This is a genomic window from Halorubrum sp. B52 (genome assembly GCF_059752555.1).
In genome coordinates, this window is the sequence record NZ_MWTG01000008.1 from 100,332 (window position 1) to 116,532 (window position 16,201).

Annotated in this window: 11 protein-coding genes; 4 read left to right on the forward strand and 7 right to left on the reverse strand. The window is 72.7% G+C overall.

All coding sequences use genetic code 11. The features are described from left to right. Positions 1–5 precede the first annotated feature (5 nt). Both B4V04_RS06255 and B4V04_RS06260 read left to right on the forward strand, forming a co-directional pair. Complete coding sequence (locus B4V04_RS06255) at positions 6–2,156, forward strand: hydantoinase/oxoprolinase family protein (RefSeq protein WP_498230126.1); 2,151 nt, start codon at positions 6–8, stop codon at positions 2,154–2,156. Further along, a complete protein-coding gene (locus B4V04_RS06260; protein ID WP_498230127.1) occupies positions 2,153–3,895 on the forward strand; it encodes a hydantoinase B/oxoprolinase family protein in 1,743 nt (580 codons plus the stop codon). The genes B4V04_RS06255 and B4V04_RS06260 overlap by 4 nt, the downstream gene beginning before the upstream one ends. Positions 3,896–3,904: 9 nt before the next feature. Here the strand turns inward: B4V04_RS06260 and B4V04_RS06265 are convergent, their stop codons facing one another. From B4V04_RS06265 to B4V04_RS06280, 4 genes are all read right to left on the reverse strand, one after another. After that, positions 3,905–4,918, reverse strand: a complete 1,014-nt coding sequence (locus tag B4V04_RS06265) for an aldo/keto reductase (protein WP_498230129.1) — start codon at positions 4,916–4,918, stop codon at positions 3,905–3,907. A 105-nt stretch (positions 4,919–5,023) separates the two neighbouring features. After that, on the reverse strand, positions 5,024–6,493 hold the full coding sequence (locus B4V04_RS06270) for a glycerate kinase type-2 family protein (protein WP_498230131.1): 1,470 nt from the start codon (positions 6,491–6,493) through the stop codon (positions 5,024–5,026). A gap of 107 nt (positions 6,494–6,600) precedes the next feature. Continuing rightward, positions 6,601–7,176, reverse strand: a complete 576-nt coding sequence (locus tag B4V04_RS06275) for an endonuclease dU (protein WP_498230133.1) — start codon at positions 7,174–7,176, stop codon at positions 6,601–6,603. Between the two features lie 4 nt (positions 7,177–7,180). Continuing rightward, positions 7,181–7,363, reverse strand: a complete 183-nt coding sequence (locus tag B4V04_RS06280; protein WP_094522147.1) for a DUF5786 family protein — start codon at positions 7,361–7,363, stop codon at positions 7,181–7,183. 131 nt (positions 7,364–7,494) lie between these two features. Between B4V04_RS06280 and B4V04_RS06285 the strand changes: the two genes are divergently transcribed. Next, a complete protein-coding gene (locus B4V04_RS06285) occupies positions 7,495–8,136 on the forward strand; it encodes an MBL fold metallo-hydrolase (RefSeq protein ID WP_498230135.1) in 642 nt (213 codons plus the stop codon). 481 nt (positions 8,137–8,617) lie between these two features. Here B4V04_RS06285 and B4V04_RS06290 read toward each other — a convergent pair whose 3' ends face one another. Then, the gene (locus B4V04_RS06290) at positions 8,618–11,560 is read right to left on the reverse strand and encodes a DEAD/DEAH box helicase (protein ID WP_498230137.1); all 2,943 of its coding nucleotides are present in this window, start codon (positions 11,558–11,560) and stop codon (positions 8,618–8,620) included. Positions 11,561–11,693: 133 nt separating this feature from the next. Between B4V04_RS06290 and B4V04_RS06295 the strand changes: the two genes are divergently transcribed. Next, positions 11,694–11,858 (forward strand): hypothetical protein, encoded by a 165-nt coding sequence (locus B4V04_RS06295; protein ID WP_498230139.1) that lies wholly within the window; start codon positions 11,694–11,696, stop codon positions 11,856–11,858. Positions 11,859–11,947: 89 nt separating this feature from the next. Here B4V04_RS06295 and kynU read toward each other — a convergent pair whose 3' ends face one another. Both kynU and leuS read right to left on the reverse strand, forming a co-directional pair. After that, a complete protein-coding gene (gene kynU / locus B4V04_RS06300) occupies positions 11,948–13,369 on the reverse strand; it encodes a kynureninase (protein WP_498230140.1) in 1,422 nt (473 codons plus the stop codon). 70 nt (positions 13,370–13,439) lie between these two features. Beyond that, complete coding sequence (gene leuS / locus B4V04_RS06305; RefSeq protein ID WP_498230142.1) at positions 13,440–16,127, reverse strand: leucine--tRNA ligase; 2,688 nt, start codon at positions 16,125–16,127, stop codon at positions 13,440–13,442. Between the last annotated feature and the right edge of the window lie 74 nt (positions 16,128–16,201).

Here is a 16,201-nt window from a genome sequence, read left to right on the forward strand (position 1 = left end):
CCGGTATGGCCGACGACAGCCGCCCCGTCCGGATCGGCGTCGACGTCGGCGGCACGTTCACCGACGCCGCGCTCCTCGTCGGCGACGACCTCACGACCGCGAAGGTGCCGACGACGACGCCCCAGCACGCCGGCGTCCTCGACGGGATCCGCGAGGCCTGCGACGCGGCCGGGATCGACCCGACGGACGTCGACGCCTTCGCGCACGCGACGACGGCCTCCGTCAACGCCCTCCTGGAGCGCGACGGCGCCCGCACCGCGCTCGTGACGACCGCGGGCTTCCGCGACGTCTTAGAGATCGGCCGCCAGACGCGCCCCTCCCTCTACGACCTGCGCGCCGAGAAGGCGCCCCCGCTCGTCCCCCGCCGGCGGCGGTTCGAGGTCGACGAGCGCGCGACGACCGACGGGACCGAACGGGCGGTCGACCCCGAGTCGGTCCGCGACCTCGCCGACGAGATAGCCGCGAGCGACGCCGAGAGCGTCGCCGTCTCGCTGCTGCACGCGTACGCGCACCCGGAGAACGAGGCCGCGGTCGCCGACGTCCTCCGCGGGGAGCTCTCGGTCCCCGTCTCCGCCTCTCACGACGTGCTCCCCGAGTTCCGCGAGTTCGAGCGCACGGCGACGACCGTCGCGGACGCCTACCTCACCCCGGAGCTCGACGACTACCTCGGGCGCGTCGTCGCCGGCGCGCGCGACCTCGGCCTCCCGGAACCGCGGGTGATGCGCTCGAACGGCGGCGTCGCCGACGCGGCGACGGTCCGCGACAGCGCGGTCACCACGGTCCTCTCCGGCCCGGCCGCCGGCGTCGTCGGCGCGGCCGCGGTCGCGGGCGGCGAGACGCTCGGCGGGACGGAGGCGGGGTCCGGCTCCCCCGGCGGATCCGCCGTCACCTTCGACATGGGCGGCACGTCGAGCGACGTGAGCCTCGTGCGCGACGGGCGCGTCGAGCGCACCGCGGAGACGACGATCGCCGACGTCCCGATCCGCACGCCGACGGTCGACGTCGAGACGGTCGGCGCGGGCGGGGGGTCGATCGCGTGGACCGACGCCGGCGGCGCGCTCCGCGTCGGCCCGGAGTCCGCCGGCGCCGACCCCGGCCCGGCCTGCTACGGAAAGGGCGGCACGGAGCCGACGGTCACCGACGCCGACGTCCTCCTCGGCTACATCGGCCCGGACGCGGCGCTGGGCGGCGACCTCTCGCTCGACGTCGACGCCGCCCGAGAGGCGCTCGCCGAGCTCGCCGAGGCGGCCGACATCGAGGGGGACGCCGGCTCCGGGAGCGGCGGCGAGACGGCGGACGCCCTCGACGCCGCCACCGCCGCCGCCCGCGGCGTCTACCGCGTCGCCAACGCGACGATGGCGCGGGCGATCCGGTCGGTTACGGTCGAACGGGGCCGCGACCCCCGCGCGTTCGACCTCGTCGCCTTCGGCGGCGCGGGGCCGATGCACGCCGCCGCGCTCGCCGATCGACTCGAGATGGACCGCGTGCTCGTCCCCGGTCCGGCGGGCGTGCTGTCGGCGTACGGGCTGCTCGCGGCCGACGAGACCCACGACGCGGCCCGCACGGTCCGGCTCCCGCTTTCCGACGCGACCGCCGCCGACCTCGACGACGCCTTCGCGGCCCTGACCGACCGGGTCCTCGACGACGTCTCCGACCCCGCGGCCGCCCGCGTCGAGCGCGCGGCCGACTGTCGGTACGCCGGGCAGAGCTTCGAGCTGACCGTCGACGCGGGGAGCGAGGGCGAGGACGGTACCGTCGGCGCCGCCGATCCCGCCGTCGACCCCGACGCCCTCGCCGAGCGCTTCGCCGCGGCCCACGAGCGCGCCTACGGCTACCGGTTCGACGCCGGCGTCGAGGCCGTCACGCTCCGGGTCACGGCCACGGTCGACGTCGAAGCACCGACCGTCGGCAGAGCGGGCGCGGCCGACGCGGAACGCGGATCTCGACCGGTCGTCTTCCCCGACGAGGGACGCGTCTCGGCGACCGTGTACGACCGCGACGCGCTGGGGGCCGGCGCGACGCTCGACGGCCCGGCGGTGCTCGCGGGGACCGAGAGCACGACCGTGGTCCCGCCGGCGTGGGGCGGGCGCGTCCGCCGGGACGGAACGGTGGTGCTGGAGCGGGACGCGGTTGAGGCCGGAGGTGAGCGGCGATGAACGGGCGCGACGCCGACTCCACCGACGCCAGCGACACCGAGACCGACCCCGACGCCGCCGCCCTCGACCCGGTCACCCTGGAGGTCCTGCGCAACCAGCTGGAGGGCGTCGCCGAGGAGATGGGGCAGGTGCTGATCCGCGGCGCCTACTCGCCGAACATCACGGAGCGGCGGGACTGCTCGACCGCCCTGTTCGACGCCGCCGGCCGGATGGTCGCGCAGGCGGAGCACATCCCGGTCCACCTCGGCGCGATGCCCGAGGCGGTCGCGGCCGTGCGGGAGCGCGACCCCGCCCCCGGCGACGTGTTCGTCCTCAACGACCCGTTCACGGGCGGGACGCACCTCCCGGACGTGACGCTCGTCTCGTCGCTGTCGCTCGACGGGGACGTGGTCGGCTTCGCGGTCTCCCGCGCGCACCACGCCGACGTCGGCGGGATGGCTCCCGGGAGCATGCCGGCCGGGGCCCGCGAGATCCAGCAGGAGGGGCTCCGTATCCCGCCGCTCAGGCTCGTCGACGGCGGTGAGCGCGTCGGCGACGTCCTCGACCTGATCCTCGCGAACGTCCGGACTCCGGCGGAGCGCCGCGCCGACCTCGAGGCGCAGCTCGCGGCCAACGAGCGGGCCGACGACCGGCTCCGTGAGCTGGCCGACGAGCACGGCCGCGATCGGCTCGAACGCGCCTTCGACGCCGTGATCGACTACTCCCGCGAGCGGATGACCGCGGCCGTCGCGGAGCTCCCGGACGGAACTTACGAGGCCGAGGACGCGATGGAGGGCGACGGCGTCACCGACGCCGACGTCCCGATCCGGGCCGCGGTGACGGTCGACGGCGACCGCCTCGGGGTCGACTTCGCGGGGAGCGCCCCGCAGGTCGACGGGAACTGCAACGCGCCGCTGGCGGTCGCGAAGAGCGCGGTGTACTTCGTCGTGCGCTGCGTCACCGACCCGGAGATTCCGCCGAACCACGGCTGCTACGAGCCGGTGTCGGTGTCGGCGCCCGAGGGGTCGATCCTGAACCCGAACCCCCCGGCGGCGGTCGTCGGCGGGAACGTCGAGACGAGCCAGCGCGTCACCGACGTCGTGCTCGCGGCGCTCGGCGAGGCGGCCCCGGAGCGGGTGACCGCGGGGAGCCAGGGGACGATGAACAACCTCACGATCGGGAGCCGCGGCGGTCGCGACGGGGGCGGCGGTCGCGACGGGAGCGACGGCCGCGAGAGCGCGGGCGACGGCGCCGAGTCGTTCACCTACTACGAGACGATCGGCGGCGGCTTCGGCGCGCGCCCGGACGCCGACGGGATGGACGGCGTGCAGGTCGGGATGACGAACACCCTCAACACGCCGGTCGAGGCGCTGGAGGCGGCGTACCCGCTGCGCGTGGAGCGGTACGCCTTCCGCCCGGACAGCGGCGGCGACGGGCGCCACCGTGGCGGACTCGGCCTCGAACGGCGCGTGCGCGTCGAGACCGCCGCGACCGTCTCGCTGCTGACCGAGCGTCGGCGCCGCGCTCCCGCCGGCATCGAGGGCGGGGAGCCGGGGGCCACAGGCGAGAACCTGATCGACGGCGACCCGGTGCCGGCGAAGGCGACCGTCGACGTGGAGCCGGGCACGACGGTCACGGTCCGGACCCCGGGCGGCGGCGGCTACGGCGACCCGAGCGAGCGCGACCCGGCGGCGCGGGAGCGCGACCGCGCGGACGGGAAGGAGACCGAAGCGACCGAGCGCTCCGACGAGTCCGACTGACGGCGCGCCCTACAGCTCGTCGTACGGCCCAGGCTTCGCGGCGGTGAGGCGCTCGACCTGGTCGTCCGAGAGGTCGATCGACGCGGCCGCGAGGTTCTCCGCGAGCTGGTCGACGGTGCGGGCGCCGACGATCGGCGCGGTGACGCCGTCGCGGTGGGCGAGCCACGCGAGCGCGACCTGGGCGGGCGAGGCGTCGACCTCGTCGGCGACCCGGTCGAGCTCGTCGTGGACGTCGAAGTTCTCCTCGGTGAGGTACGCCTCCTGGAAGCGGCTCGACTCGGCGGCCTTCGACTCCTCCGGGAGGTCCTCGTCGCGGTCGTACTTCCCGGTCAGGAAGCCCTGCCCGAGCGGGCTCCACGGGGAGACGCCGAGGTTCCGCCGGCGGGCGAACTCCAGGTAGTCTCCCTCGACCTCGCGGTCGACGAGGTTGTACCGCGGCTGGAGCACGGTGAACGGCTCCCACCCCTCGCTGCGGGCGATCGCGTTGGCGCGGGCGACCTTCCAGGCGTTCGGCCGGAGCGTCGACGCGCCGAGGTAGTGGACCTTGCCGGACTCCACGAGCCCGTTCAGGGTCTTCATCAGCTCACGGGCCGGCGTCTCGTCGTCCCAGCGATGGATGTAGAGGACGTCGATATAATCGGTGTCGAGCCGATCGAGGAGGGCGTCGACGCGGTGGCGGACGTTCTTGCGGTTCGTCCCGCGGCTGTTCGGGTCGCCGTCGCGGATCTGCCAGTACACCTTCGAGGCGACCGTGTAGCGCTCGCGGTCGCGCTCGGCGAGCCAGTCGCCGATCCAGCGCTCGCAGTCCCCGCCGCCGTACACGTCGGCGGTGTCGACGTACCGGCCGCCGGCGGCCTCGTAGGCGTCGAGCAGCTCGTGGGCGCGCGCCTCGTCGATCTCCACGTTCCCCGCCTCGGTCACGCGGCCGAAGCGCCACGTGCCGAGCTGGAGCTCGCTCGTTCGGAGCCCGGTCCGACCGAGCGGGACGGTGCCGAGGTCGATCTCGTCGATTTCGGGCGTCATCTCTCCGATCGTTGTCGCGGTCGCCGCAAAAACCCACAGCAACCGGATGCGACGCGTGAACGCTCCGCACGCCGAAATCGACTACACCGAAACCGACGCGTCCGGTTACTCCCCGTCGGCGGCCTCGATCACGATCGCGCGGAGGTCGTTGACGTTCGTTCCGGTCGGCCCGGTGCGGAGCAGCGCGCCGGCCTCGTCGAGCAGGGGGTAGGCGTCGTGGCGGTCGAGGGCGTCGCGGGCGGCGTCCGGGTCCAGCGTCGTCGCGTCAGCGATCCCGCCCGCGGCGTCGGTGGGGCCGTCGATCCCGTCGGTGTCGGCGGAGGCGACGACGATGTGAGGGGAATCTCTGTCTCCACCAAGCGGCCCCTCCGCCAGCGCGAGGCCGGCGCTCGCCGCGAACTCCGCGTTCGGCCCGCCCGTCCCGTCGGCGTCGCCGAGCGTCACGGTCGTCTCCCCGCCCGAGAGCAGCACGGCCGGCGGCTCGGCGGGCGACCCCCGCACCGCGCACTCCTCCGCGATGGCGGCGTGGGTGACGCCGGCGTCTCGGGCTTCCCCCCTGACTCCGGCGGCGAGCACCAGCGGCTCGTACCCGCGGTCGGCGGCGGCGTCCGCGGCGGCGTCGAGCGCGGTCCGCCCGTTGCCGACGACGAACGCCCGCGCGCGGTCGAACGCCGAATCGCCCGCGGTCGGCGTCTCCGCGAGTTCGCCCGCCGCGCCCGCCCGGAGCCGCTCGCGCACGGACTCCGGCGCGTCGAGGTCGTAGCGGTCCAGCACCGCCAGCGCGTCCGCGTAGGTGGAGGGGTCGGGGACGGTCGGACCGCTCGCGATTATGTCGAGCGGGTCGCCGATCACGTCGCTGATCGCGAGCGTGGCGACGGTCGCGGCCCCCGCCGCCCGCGCGAGCTGCCCGCCCTTCACCGCCGAGCAGTGCTTGCGGACCGCGTTGATCTCGTCGATCGACGCGCCGCAGGCGAGCAGCGCCTCGGTCAGCTCGCGCAGGTCGTCCGGGGAGATCGGGTCGGCCGGCGCCGCGAGCAGCGCGCTCCCGCCCCCGGTGATCGCGGCGAGCACGAGGTCGTCCGGGCCGGCGCGCTCGGCGACGTCCAGCACGCGCCGCGCGCTCTCCACGCCCTCGTCGCTCGGGACCGGGTGGTCGCCGGGCAGGATCTCCACGCCCGTCGTCGACGGTCGCTCCGCCGGGTCCTCGGTGACGACGACGCCCTCGGCGATCTCGTGGCCGGTGCCCTCGAGCACGCCGGCGAGCGCGGCCGCCACCTCCGCGGACGCCTTGCCCGCCCCGATCAGGACCACGCGGTCGTAGTCGGCGAGGTCGTACTCGCCGACGCGGTCGGCGTCCGCACCGGTCTCGGACCCTTCGATCCGGAGGACGCCGTCGCGAACCGAGACGGCGCTCGGGATCAGTCGGTCCGGGCGCGCGGCCGCGATCCCGGCCGCGAGACAGTCGAGTGCGACGCCGTGGGCCGGCGTCCGGACGAGTCGGTCGCGGTCGCGGAAGGTCACGCCGGGGGCGGAGTCGTCCGAGGCGCCGCCGTCCGGCGGAGAGTCGTCGCTCATGCGGAGGCGGTCGGCCGCGGGCGATATATATCCACGGGGGTCCGCTCGCCGTCCCGCTCCCCCTCCGCGGTCGCGCTGGCGGGGGTCGCTGCGTCGCCGCCGTCCCGCTATCCCTCCGCGGTCGCCTCGCGGTGCGCGCTCGCCGCGATCGCGGCGATACGGAGCGGTTCGGGCCGGCGGAACCCGTCTCGGACTAGGTCGCGGACGGCCGCGGCCGCGCGGCCGTCGTCGATCCCGACCGCGCGGACGAAGAGGGGAGCGGGGCGGTCGTTCGGCGAGTCGCGCTCGACCGGTACGCGGGGCGGGAGCGAGCGGTAGACGTCGAGCCGGCGGTCGAGGGCGTCGCCGTCGAACGCCTCGCGGAGCGCGGGTTCGAGCCCGGGGCTCGGCTCGTAGCTCACCGCGTAGACGGGTCGGTCGAGGGCGTCGCGGAGCCGGCGGAGGTCGAGGAGATTGAACCACGCGGGGGCGACCCCGGCGCAGGCGACGTGACGGACGTCCTCGCGGTCGAGGGCGTCGAAGAGGGCGATCGCGGCGTCGGTCGCGTCCGTGCCGCCGACGGTGCAGCGCCCGAAGGCGAGGCCGTCGAGGGTCCCGTCGCGTCTGACGACGGCGCCGGCTAGGCGGCTGGTTCGGTCGTCGTCGGAGAAGGCGATCCCGAGCGTCCGGCTCGGCGCGGTCACCCGATCAGTTCTCCTCGGACTTGATCTCCTGGAGTCGGTCGAGGAGCTCGTCGTTGGAGGCGCCGGGCTCGTAGTCGACGGAGCCCTCGTGTACCTCTTCCGCCGCTCGGACTCCGTCCTCGTCGTCGAAATCCGCGTCCAGGTCCTGGTTCTCCTGTTCGGATTCGTCGTAGCTTCCGAAGCCCATATGTGTGTGACACTAGCAGGGCACGAGTGATAAATCCCCTGCCGGGATCGGATCCGTGGACTCCGGCGCGGCACCGACACCGCGTCGCCGGGGCGTACACGTTTTTACGCCGCGAAGGCCCTCGTGTGAGTATGGAGCCGATCACCGTCACCGCCGACGCGGAGGAGTTCACCTGCAACGCGTACCTCGTGCCCGGCGAGGCGACGACGCTGGTTGACGCCGGGACGATGCCGGGCGTCGACGACGTCATCGCCGACGCGCTCGACGACGCCGGGGTCGACGGGTTAGACCGGGTCGTGTTGACCCACCAGCACCACGATCACGTCGGCGAGCTCGACGCGGTGCTCGACCGCTTCGACGCCACCCTCTACGCGAAGGCCGCGCACCCGCGGCGCGACGTGGGAATCGTCGACGGCGACGAGATCCTGATCGGCGACGAGCCATGCGAGGTCGTCGAGAGTCCGGGTCACGCCGACGACCACGTCGCGTTCGTGGGCGAGGAGCGGCTCTACTCCGGCGACGTGGTCGTCTACAACGACGGCGCGTTCGACGACGGCTCCTTCGGCCGGACCGACATGGCGGGCCAGTCGCGCGAGGAGCTGATCGAGAGCCTCCACACGATTCTCAACGTGCTCCCGGACACCGTCGAGGCGATGTACCCCGGCCACGGCGACGTCTACCGCGCGAGCGACGGTCCCGACACGGTCCGCGAGGTCATCGAGCGCGCGACGGAGCGCGCCGAGCGACGCGAGCCGAAGTACCCGGACGAGTAGCGGGTGGGTTGCGGATTCGACGACGACTATTTATATACAGAATTGCGGCGGCGCGCGCCCCCGAGTGGCCGCCACCGGCGGCCGCGAGGAGCGCGTGCGAGGTCGTCGGCGGCTTCGCCGCCGGCTGCCAGAGGGACTGAAGGTCCCTCGCTGGAGTCAGTCGCCCGGAGCAACGCGGAGGGCGACTGACGAGGCTGGGGAGGCGCGAGGCTGCGGTGCTGTGCGGGGCGGGGTGGGACTCGAAGGGGCAGTCGCGAGGGCGAAGCCTGAACGACGCAAGGACCGCAGGGAGCGAGCAACGTGAGCGACCGAGGACCGCAGCGAGTCACGCGAGTCCTCGCGACTGGGGCTTTGGAGGCGTTCACCACCGATTCGCCATCGGCCATTTATAAGCGGCTGTCCGAGGCTCCCGACGCGCCCGCTCTTTCGTCGATCAGTTATAAACAACCGACCGAATCGCCGTCTCGATTCGGGTATCGATCTAGTCCCAGAACGACTGCGTCCGCGCGTATTCGCGCTCCTGCCGGAGCACGTCGCGATAGAACTCGTCTTCGTCCTCGCGCAGCTTGTTGATGATCCGCGCGGCGTTGTGCGGCCCCACGCCGCGCGCCGCCAGCGCGATCACGGCCCGCTTCCCGTGCGTCTGGACGAGGCTCGCGGCGCGGTGAGCGCGCTCGGTGCGACGCTCCTGCTCCTCGTCCTTCTCGCCCGCCCGGACCGCCGCGACCGTCTCGTCGTCCCACGGGTTCAGCGCGGCGACGCGGGTCGAGCCGCACTCCGGACACTCCGGCCGGTCGGGGACGCGCCGCACCTTCGTCGTGCGCCGCCAGTCGGTGCAGTGGAGGCAGAAGAGGATGACGCGGTCGTTTCGGATGCGCTCGCGGACCGTCTCGATCACGTCGGCGTCGGCGTTCTCGGGGACGAGGAACTCGGTCCCCGCGGAGCGCCCGGCGGTCCCCAGCGGCGTGCGCTCGCGGGCGATGTCGGTCTCAAGCGAGCCGTCCTGGAGGTCCGCCAGCAGCTCGGCCGTCTCCGCGACCGCGAGGTCGGCGTGGAACACCTCGCGGAGCGCCTCGTCGTAGACGGGCGTCCCCTCTAACGCCGCGAGCAGGCGGTCGCCGCCGAACCGGCCTCGCCCCTCGCGGTAGCGCTTGACCGAGCCGAACTTCGCGGCGACCTGCGCGAGCGTGAACTTGAGCGCGTCCGACTTCTTCAAGGCGAGTTCGAGGTACGCCTCCAGCCGGTCGGGATCGGTCGTCTCCAACACCTCGCGGAAGGTGCCCGGGTCGACGCCGTGCGGCACCTCGAACTCGATCCGGTACGGGTCGACGTCCATCCCGACCGACGAGCCGGCGCGCTGGCCGACGAGCGCCGCGAGCAGCCGCGCGAGCGTCTCGTTGACCTCGTGGCCGAAGGCGGCGTTGACCGCGACCGTGCGGGCGCTCCCCTCGATCACGATCCGGCGGTCGGTGGGGACGGGGTGGCCGGCGTCGACGTGGTCGACGACCGGCTTCAGGGCGCTCGCGATCGTCCCCTCGTCCGCGGGGTAGCGCTCGGCGAGGTCGGCCGCGACCGCCTCGGGGGTCGACCCCGCCGCCAGCGCCTCGGCGGCCTCGCCGCGGATCCGCCCGACCTCCTCGGCGACGGGCTTCGGGACCGGGATCTCCTGACCGATCCACGAGGGCACCTCGCCCGCGGGGTCGGCGATCGGCGTGACGTTCACGCGCTCCTCCTCCTCGTCGACCTCGGTGATCCGCCACATCTCACCGCGCTGGATGAACGTCTCGCCCGGGCCGGCGAAGTTGACGACGAACCGCTCGTCTAAGGTCCCAATCTGCCGCCGCGAGGACATGTCGTACACGTCGTAGGTGGACTCGTCGGGGATCATCGAGAGGTTCGCGTAGAAGTACTGCCACGTCCCGCCCGACTTCTCGAGGGTGTCCGACTCCTCGTCGAGCCACAGCAGGCGGTTGCCGTCGAGCTCGCGGACGACCTCCTGGAACTGCGGCTCCGAGAGGTCCCGGAACGGGTAGGCGCTCGTGATCACGTCGTACGCCACCCGGGCGTGCACGTCGCCCTCGTCCATCACGACTCCCACGATCTGATTCGCAACGGTGTCGAGGCTCCCGTGGTGGATGGCGGCCGGCTCCACGAGCTCGACGTCGGCGCGCCGGGCGATCGCGAGCGCCTCGAGCGTGTCGTCGCCCCCCTGCGTCACGACGGTCCCCTCCGAGACCAGATCGCGGCGGTGGCCCGCGCGCCCGACGCGCTGGAGCAGGCGGGCGACCTCGCGCGGGCTCCCGTACTGGACCACGTGGTCGACGCGCCCCACGTCGATGCCGAGCTCCATCGAGGAGGTGCAGACGAGCCCGTCGATCTCTCCCGCCTTGAACCGGTCCTCCACGTCGATCCGGACGTCCTTCGAGAGCGAGCCGTGGTGGACCTCGATCTCGGTGGGGTCGGGGGCGTCCCCGTCGTCCGCCCCGCCGCCTCCGCCCGTCTCCCGCTCCCGCTCCGCGAGCGTTTTGAATCGCGAGCCGAGCGCCTCCGCGGTCTGGCGCGTGTTGACGAATATCAGGGTCGACTCGTGGTCGGTGACGATCTCGCGGATCGTCCGGACGTGGCTCGCGGTCGTCTCGTCGACCGCCAGCTCGCCGGCGAGCGTGGAGTCGCGGTCCGTGATCTCCGGGTCGAGCACCCGCACGTCGGTGCGCGTCCCGGCCGCGACCTCGACGATCTCGAACTCGCGATCGCCGGGGCGGTCGGGGTCGCGTTTCCCGCTTCCGACGAGGAACCTCCCGACTTCCTCCGGGGTCCCCACGGTGGCGGAGAGCCCGACGCGCTGGAAGGGCCCCGCCACGCGCCGGAGGCGTTCGAGCCCGACCGTCAGCTGGGCGCCGCGCTTCGCGGAGGCGAGCTCGTGGACCTCGTCGATCACGACGTGCGTGACGTCCTCCAGGGCGACCCGCATCTTCGAGCCCGTCAGGATCGCCTGGAGGCTCTCCGGCGTCGTGATAAGCACGTCCGGCGGATCGTCGGCCTGCTTCGACCGCTCGTACTGCGTGGTGTCGCCGTGACGCACCGCGACCTCGACGCCGAGCCGGTCGCCCCACCACTCCAGCCGGTCCATCATGTCGCGGTTGAGCGCGCGGAGCGGGGTGATGTAGAGCGCCGAGATCCCCTCGCGGGGCTGGTCGCCGGGCGAATCGCGGGCCTCGACGATCGCGTCGAAGACGGGGAGCATCGCGGTCTCCGTCTTCCCGGTGCCCGTCGGGGCGAGGACGAGGGCGTTCTTCCCCTCGGCGAGCGGCGGGATCGCCTCGCGCTGGGGTTCGGTGGGGGTGGAAAAGCCCTGCTCGGAGAGCGCCTCGCGCACCTCGCTCCCGAGGTGCGCGAACGCGTCCATACCCGACGGTTCCGCCATTAGCTGATCGTCGGACGTTGGGCGCTCGGGCGATTAAGCCCGTCGCTGTGTGGACTCCGGTCGAGGGAGATCGCGACTCGCGCCCGCGCCAGCAATCAATCATTATTTTTTGTGATGAACGTCTATCGCTCGTATGACGTATCAGACAACGGTCGGCTGGTCGCTTCTCACGTCCGGGATCGTGACGCTACTGCTCGTTCTGTTGCCCGGCGACTCCCTCTGGTGGGGGATCGGCCTGCTCATCGCCGGACTCGCCGTCCTCTACGTCCGACGCGACGACCTTCTTGACGCGATCTGAGCGACGGTCGACACCGACCCGTGCCGCGTGGCTGTGTGAGACGCAACGGCGGGTGTCGGACTCGCGTTGGCCGCGCTCCTCGCCGCCGCCTACGTCACGCCGCCCTCGTTCGTCGCGTACTCCTCGTGGGCCCCCGAGTCGAGGATCGCTTCGATCTCGTCGACCACCGCCAGCACGTCGGCGAACGAGGTGTACGGCGCGGCCGGACACACCCGAACCACGTTCGGCGGACGGAAGTCGACGATCACGCCGCGCGCTTTGAGGGCCGCGCTCAGTCGCTCGGCGTCGGGGTGCTCGAGGGCGACGTGGCCGCCGCGGGCCGCGTGCTCGCGCGGTGTGCCGACCGAGACCTCAGGGAGTCGGTCGTCGACGAGAGCGATCAGGAAGTCGGTGAGCGCGAGCGACTTCGCCCGGAGACGGTCCATTCCGGCCTCCCGCAGGAGTTCGACCGATCCCTCCAGCGGCGCGGCCGCGAGCAGCGGCGGCGTCCCGATCTGCCACGCGCCCGCCGAGTCGGCCGGGGTGTACTCCATGTTCATCTCGAACTGGGTCGCCTTCTCGTGGCCCCACCAGCCCGCCAGCGCGGGCGTGAGCCCGTGGTGGCGCTCGGCGACGAACAGCGCGCCGACGGCGCCGGGCCCCGCGTTGAGGTACTTGTACGTGCACCACACCGCGAAGTCGACGCCGGCCGCGTCGAACTCGTGGGGCACGGCGCCCGCGGAGTGGGCCGCGTCGAAGCCGGCGTACGCGCCGGCCGCGTGGGCCGCGTCGGCGATTCGCTCGACGTCGAACAGCTGGCCGGAGCGGTACAGCGCGGTCGGCATGAAGACGATCCCGACGTCGCCGTGCGCGTCGAGTGCACCCTCAACGTCGCGGGGGTCGATCGTCCGCCCGTCCCGGCTCTCGACGACGCGGAGCTTCTCGTCGGGGTCGATCCCGCGCCCCCGGAGCTGCGCGCGGATCGCGTAGTGGTCGGAGGGGAAGTCGAGCTCGTTGACGAGGACGGCGGGCTCGACGTCGGGGTCCCAACTCCCGTCGGCCGCCTCGATCCCCTCTCGTTCGGGGGCGTTCCCAGCCAGCAGCTCGTCGAGGAAGGTGCCGACGAGGGTGTGAACGTTGACGGTGATCGAGTTGGCGACGACGACCTCGTCGGGGTCCGCGCCCACCAGCGGCGCGAGCGCGTCGCCGAGCCGCTCGCCCACCGAGAACCACGGCGGGTCGGCGTCGGTCCACCCGCCGATGAGCAGCTCGCGCCACTCGTCGACGACGCGGTCGAGGCTCGCGAGGGCGTCGTCGCTCGCGGGGCCGAGCGAGTTGCCGTCCATATACAAGCGGTCGCCGGGCACGTGGTACCGGTCCGCGAACGCGGAGAGCGGATCGTCGTCGTCGAGGCGGGCGGCGAGGACGGCGGGGTCGGCGTCGTCGAACTCGCGCGCGTCACCGTCGGCCGCGCCGCCACCGAGCCCGTCGCCGACGAGGGCGTCGCGGGCGGGGGCGTAGGGGTCGTCCATACGGGTTCGGGTGTCGCCGCCGACTAATCGCTTCCGGGGCGCCGGAGTCGTTTAAAAATGCCGCAGGTCGCTACTCGACGATGTCGATCGCGGGCCGGCCGGGCTCGGCCTTCCGGACCACCGCGTCGTCGGCGTCCGCGGCGCGCTCGACGCGGACCGGGGCGTCGAACTCGCGCTCGATCAGCCACGAGGCCGCTCGCAGCGCCTCGTACTCGTCGTCGCCCGACAGGGTTTCCTGTAGGGCCTCGCGGTTCGCCTGCAGGTCTTGGCCGTACGAGGCGGCGTCGTCGCCCCGCTCGCGGATGTGGCTCTCCCCCATCAGCTCGGAGATGAGGTTGTCGGCGTCGCTGTCGATCGCGATCTCCAGCGCGTCGTACTTCCAGTCGGGCGCGACGACGACGTCGATCCGCTCGGGGTCCTCGATGCCGGCGACCTCGACGATGTCGCGCACGTCCTCGCGGGTGTTGGTCACCAGTCGGCGGCGTCGCTCGACCGTCTCGCGGTCGACCGTCGCGGTCGGCCAGTCGGCCTCGACGACGAACCCGTCGCGACCGAGGCTCTCCCACAGCTCCTCGGCGAGGTGCGGGACGACCGGCGCGAGCAGGCGGACGGCGACACCGAGCCCGCGCTCGAACGTGTCGGGGTCCGGGTCGGAGTGCCCGCGGTAGCTCCGCAGCGTCCCCACGAGGTCCTGCGCCTCGCGGAGCGCGACGTTGAACGTGAGGTCGTCGTACTCGTCGCCCGCGATGGCGACGGCGGCGTCGACCTCGTCGGCGACGTAGTCGTCGATTTCATCGCTGTCGGCGTCCGGGGCCTCGGCGTCGCCGTCGTCCGTTTCGACGCCGCTCGCGGCGTACCCCTCGACGAGGTCGGTGAGCCGCGCCAGGAAGCGGTGAGTCGACCGCACGCCCTCCTCGGACCAGTCGAAGTCGCGCTCGGGCTGGGCCGCCTGCATCATGAACAGCCGGGCCGTGTCGGCGCCGTACTCGTCGACGATCCGCTGGGGAGAGACGACGTTCCCCTTCGATTTGGACATCTTCTCGCCCTCCAGCTGGACCATCCCCTGCGCCAGCAGGTTCGTGAACGGCTCGCGGTGGTCGAGCCCCTCCTCGTCGGCGAGCACCTTGGTGAAGAAGCGGGAGTACAGCAGGTGCATCACGGCGTGCTCGATGCCGCCGACGTACTGGTCGACCGGCATCCAGTCGTTCGCGCGCTCTAAGTCGAACGGGGCGTCGTCGAGGCCCGGCGAGACGTAGCGCAGGAAGTACCACGAGGAGTCGACGAACGTGTCCATCGTGTCGGTCTCGCGGGTCGCCGGCTCGCCGCACTCCGGACAGGTCGTCGCCTTCCACTCCTCGGCGGCGTCCAGCGGGTTCCCGGTGGTGTTGATGAACTCGGGCAGCTCGACGGGCAGGTCCTCGTCCGGGACCGTCACCGGGCCGCAGTCGTCGCAGTGGACGACCGGGATCGGGGTGCCCCAGTAGCGCTGGCGGGAGATCCCCCAGTCGCGCAGCTGGTACTGGGTGCTCTCTTCGGCGCTCTCGATGTCCTCGGTGAGTCGCTCGCGCGCGGTCTCGCTGTCGAGGCCGCTGTACTCGCCGGAGTCGATCAGCACGCCGTCGTCGGTGAACGCCGCCTCGCTCACGTCCGGCGCCTCGGGGACCGTCTCGCCGTCCCAGTCGTCCGGCTCCGGCGCGACGACGGGGCGGATCTCGACGCCCATCTTCTCCGCGAACGCGTGGTCGCGCTCGTCGTGGCCGGGCACCGCCATCAGCGCGCCGGTCCCCACGTCCGAGAGGACGAAGTCGGCGACGAAGACGGGGATCTCTTCGCCCGTGGCCGGGTTCGTGGCGGTGAGGCCCGTCTCGACGCCGTTCGGCTCGTCGCCGTCCGGGTCGGCCTCGTGGCGGACGAACTCGTGGACCGCGTCGTCCTCGGCGGCCAGCTCCTCGCTGATCGGGTGGTCCGGCGCGAGCGCGAAGAACGTCGCACCGTGGACGGTGTCGACGCGGGTGGTGAACGCCTCGACGGGGCCGTGACCCTCCACTTCGAAATCGAGAGTGGTGCCGTACTGGCGTCCGATCCAGTTGCGCTGCATCTGGCGCACCGAGTTGGGCCACCCCTCCAGGTCGTCGATGGCCTCCAACAGCTCGTCGGCGTACTCGGTTATCTTCAGGAACCACTGATCGAGGTCGCGGGTCTCGACGGGGGTGTCGCAGCGCCAGCACAGCTCGGCGTCGCCCTCGACCTGCTCGTCGGCGAGGACGGTCTCGCAGGAGGGACACCAGTTCACCTCGGCGTCGCGCCGCTCGACGAGGTCGGCGTCGGCGAAGCGCGTGAACAGCCACTGGTTCCACCGGTAGTACTCCGGGGTACAGGTGGTGATCTCCCGGTCCCAGTCGTAGCCGAACCCCATCGACTTCATCTGCCCGCGCATCGTGTCGATGCAGTCGAACGTCCAGTCGCGGGGGTTGGTGTCGCGCTCCTTGGCGGCGTTCTCGGCGGGGAGGCCGAACGCGTCCCACCCCATCGGGTGGAGCACCTCGTCGCCGCGCATCCGGCGGTACCGGGCGTACGCGTCCGTGATGGTGTAGTTGCGGACGTGACCCATGTGGAGCTTCCCGGACGGGTACGGGTACATCCCCAGCACGTACGTCGGGTCGTCGGCCTCGTCCGGCGTGTGATACACGGAGGCGTCCTCCCACGCCTCCTGCCACCGATTTTCGACCGCGGTGTGGTCGTAACCCTCCTGAGACATCTGCTTATATACTCGTGGTCGGGTCGGCGTCGTATAGCTTTCCATCCACTGGTGCGGCGTGGCACACCGCCTCG

Excerpts from the sequence above, each read along its gene's own strand:
- B4V04_RS06270 (WP_498230131.1), bottom strand. The coding sequence starts at position 6,493 with ATGAGCGACGACTCTCCGCCGGACGGCGGCGCCTCGGACGACTCCGCC.
- leuS (WP_498230142.1), bottom strand. The coding sequence starts at position 16,127 with ATGTCTCAGGAGGGTTACGACCACACCGCGGTCGAAAATCGGTGGCAG.
- kynU (WP_498230140.1), bottom strand. The coding sequence starts at position 13,369 with ATGGACGACCCCTACGCCCCCGCCCGCGACGCCCTCGTCGGCGACGGG.
- B4V04_RS06255 (WP_498230126.1), top strand. The coding sequence starts at position 6 with ATGGCCGACGACAGCCGCCCCGTCCGGATCGGCGTCGACGTCGGCGGC.
- B4V04_RS06290 (WP_498230137.1), bottom strand. The coding sequence starts at position 11,560 with ATGGCGGAACCGTCGGGTATGGACGCGTTCGCGCACCTCGGGAGCGAG.
- B4V04_RS06265 (WP_498230129.1), bottom strand. The coding sequence starts at position 4,918 with ATGACGCCCGAAATCGACGAGATCGACCTCGGCACCGTCCCGCTCGGT.
- B4V04_RS06285 (WP_498230135.1), top strand. The coding sequence starts at position 7,495 with ATGGAGCCGATCACCGTCACCGCCGACGCGGAGGAGTTCACCTGCAAC.
- B4V04_RS06260 (WP_498230127.1), top strand. The coding sequence starts at position 2,153 with ATGAACGGGCGCGACGCCGACTCCACCGACGCCAGCGACACCGAGACC.
- B4V04_RS06280 (WP_094522147.1), bottom strand. The coding sequence starts at position 7,363 with ATGGGCTTCGGAAGCTACGACGAATCCGAACAGGAGAACCAGGACCTG.
- B4V04_RS06295 (WP_498230139.1), top strand. The coding sequence starts at position 11,694 with ATGACGTATCAGACAACGGTCGGCTGGTCGCTTCTCACGTCCGGGATC.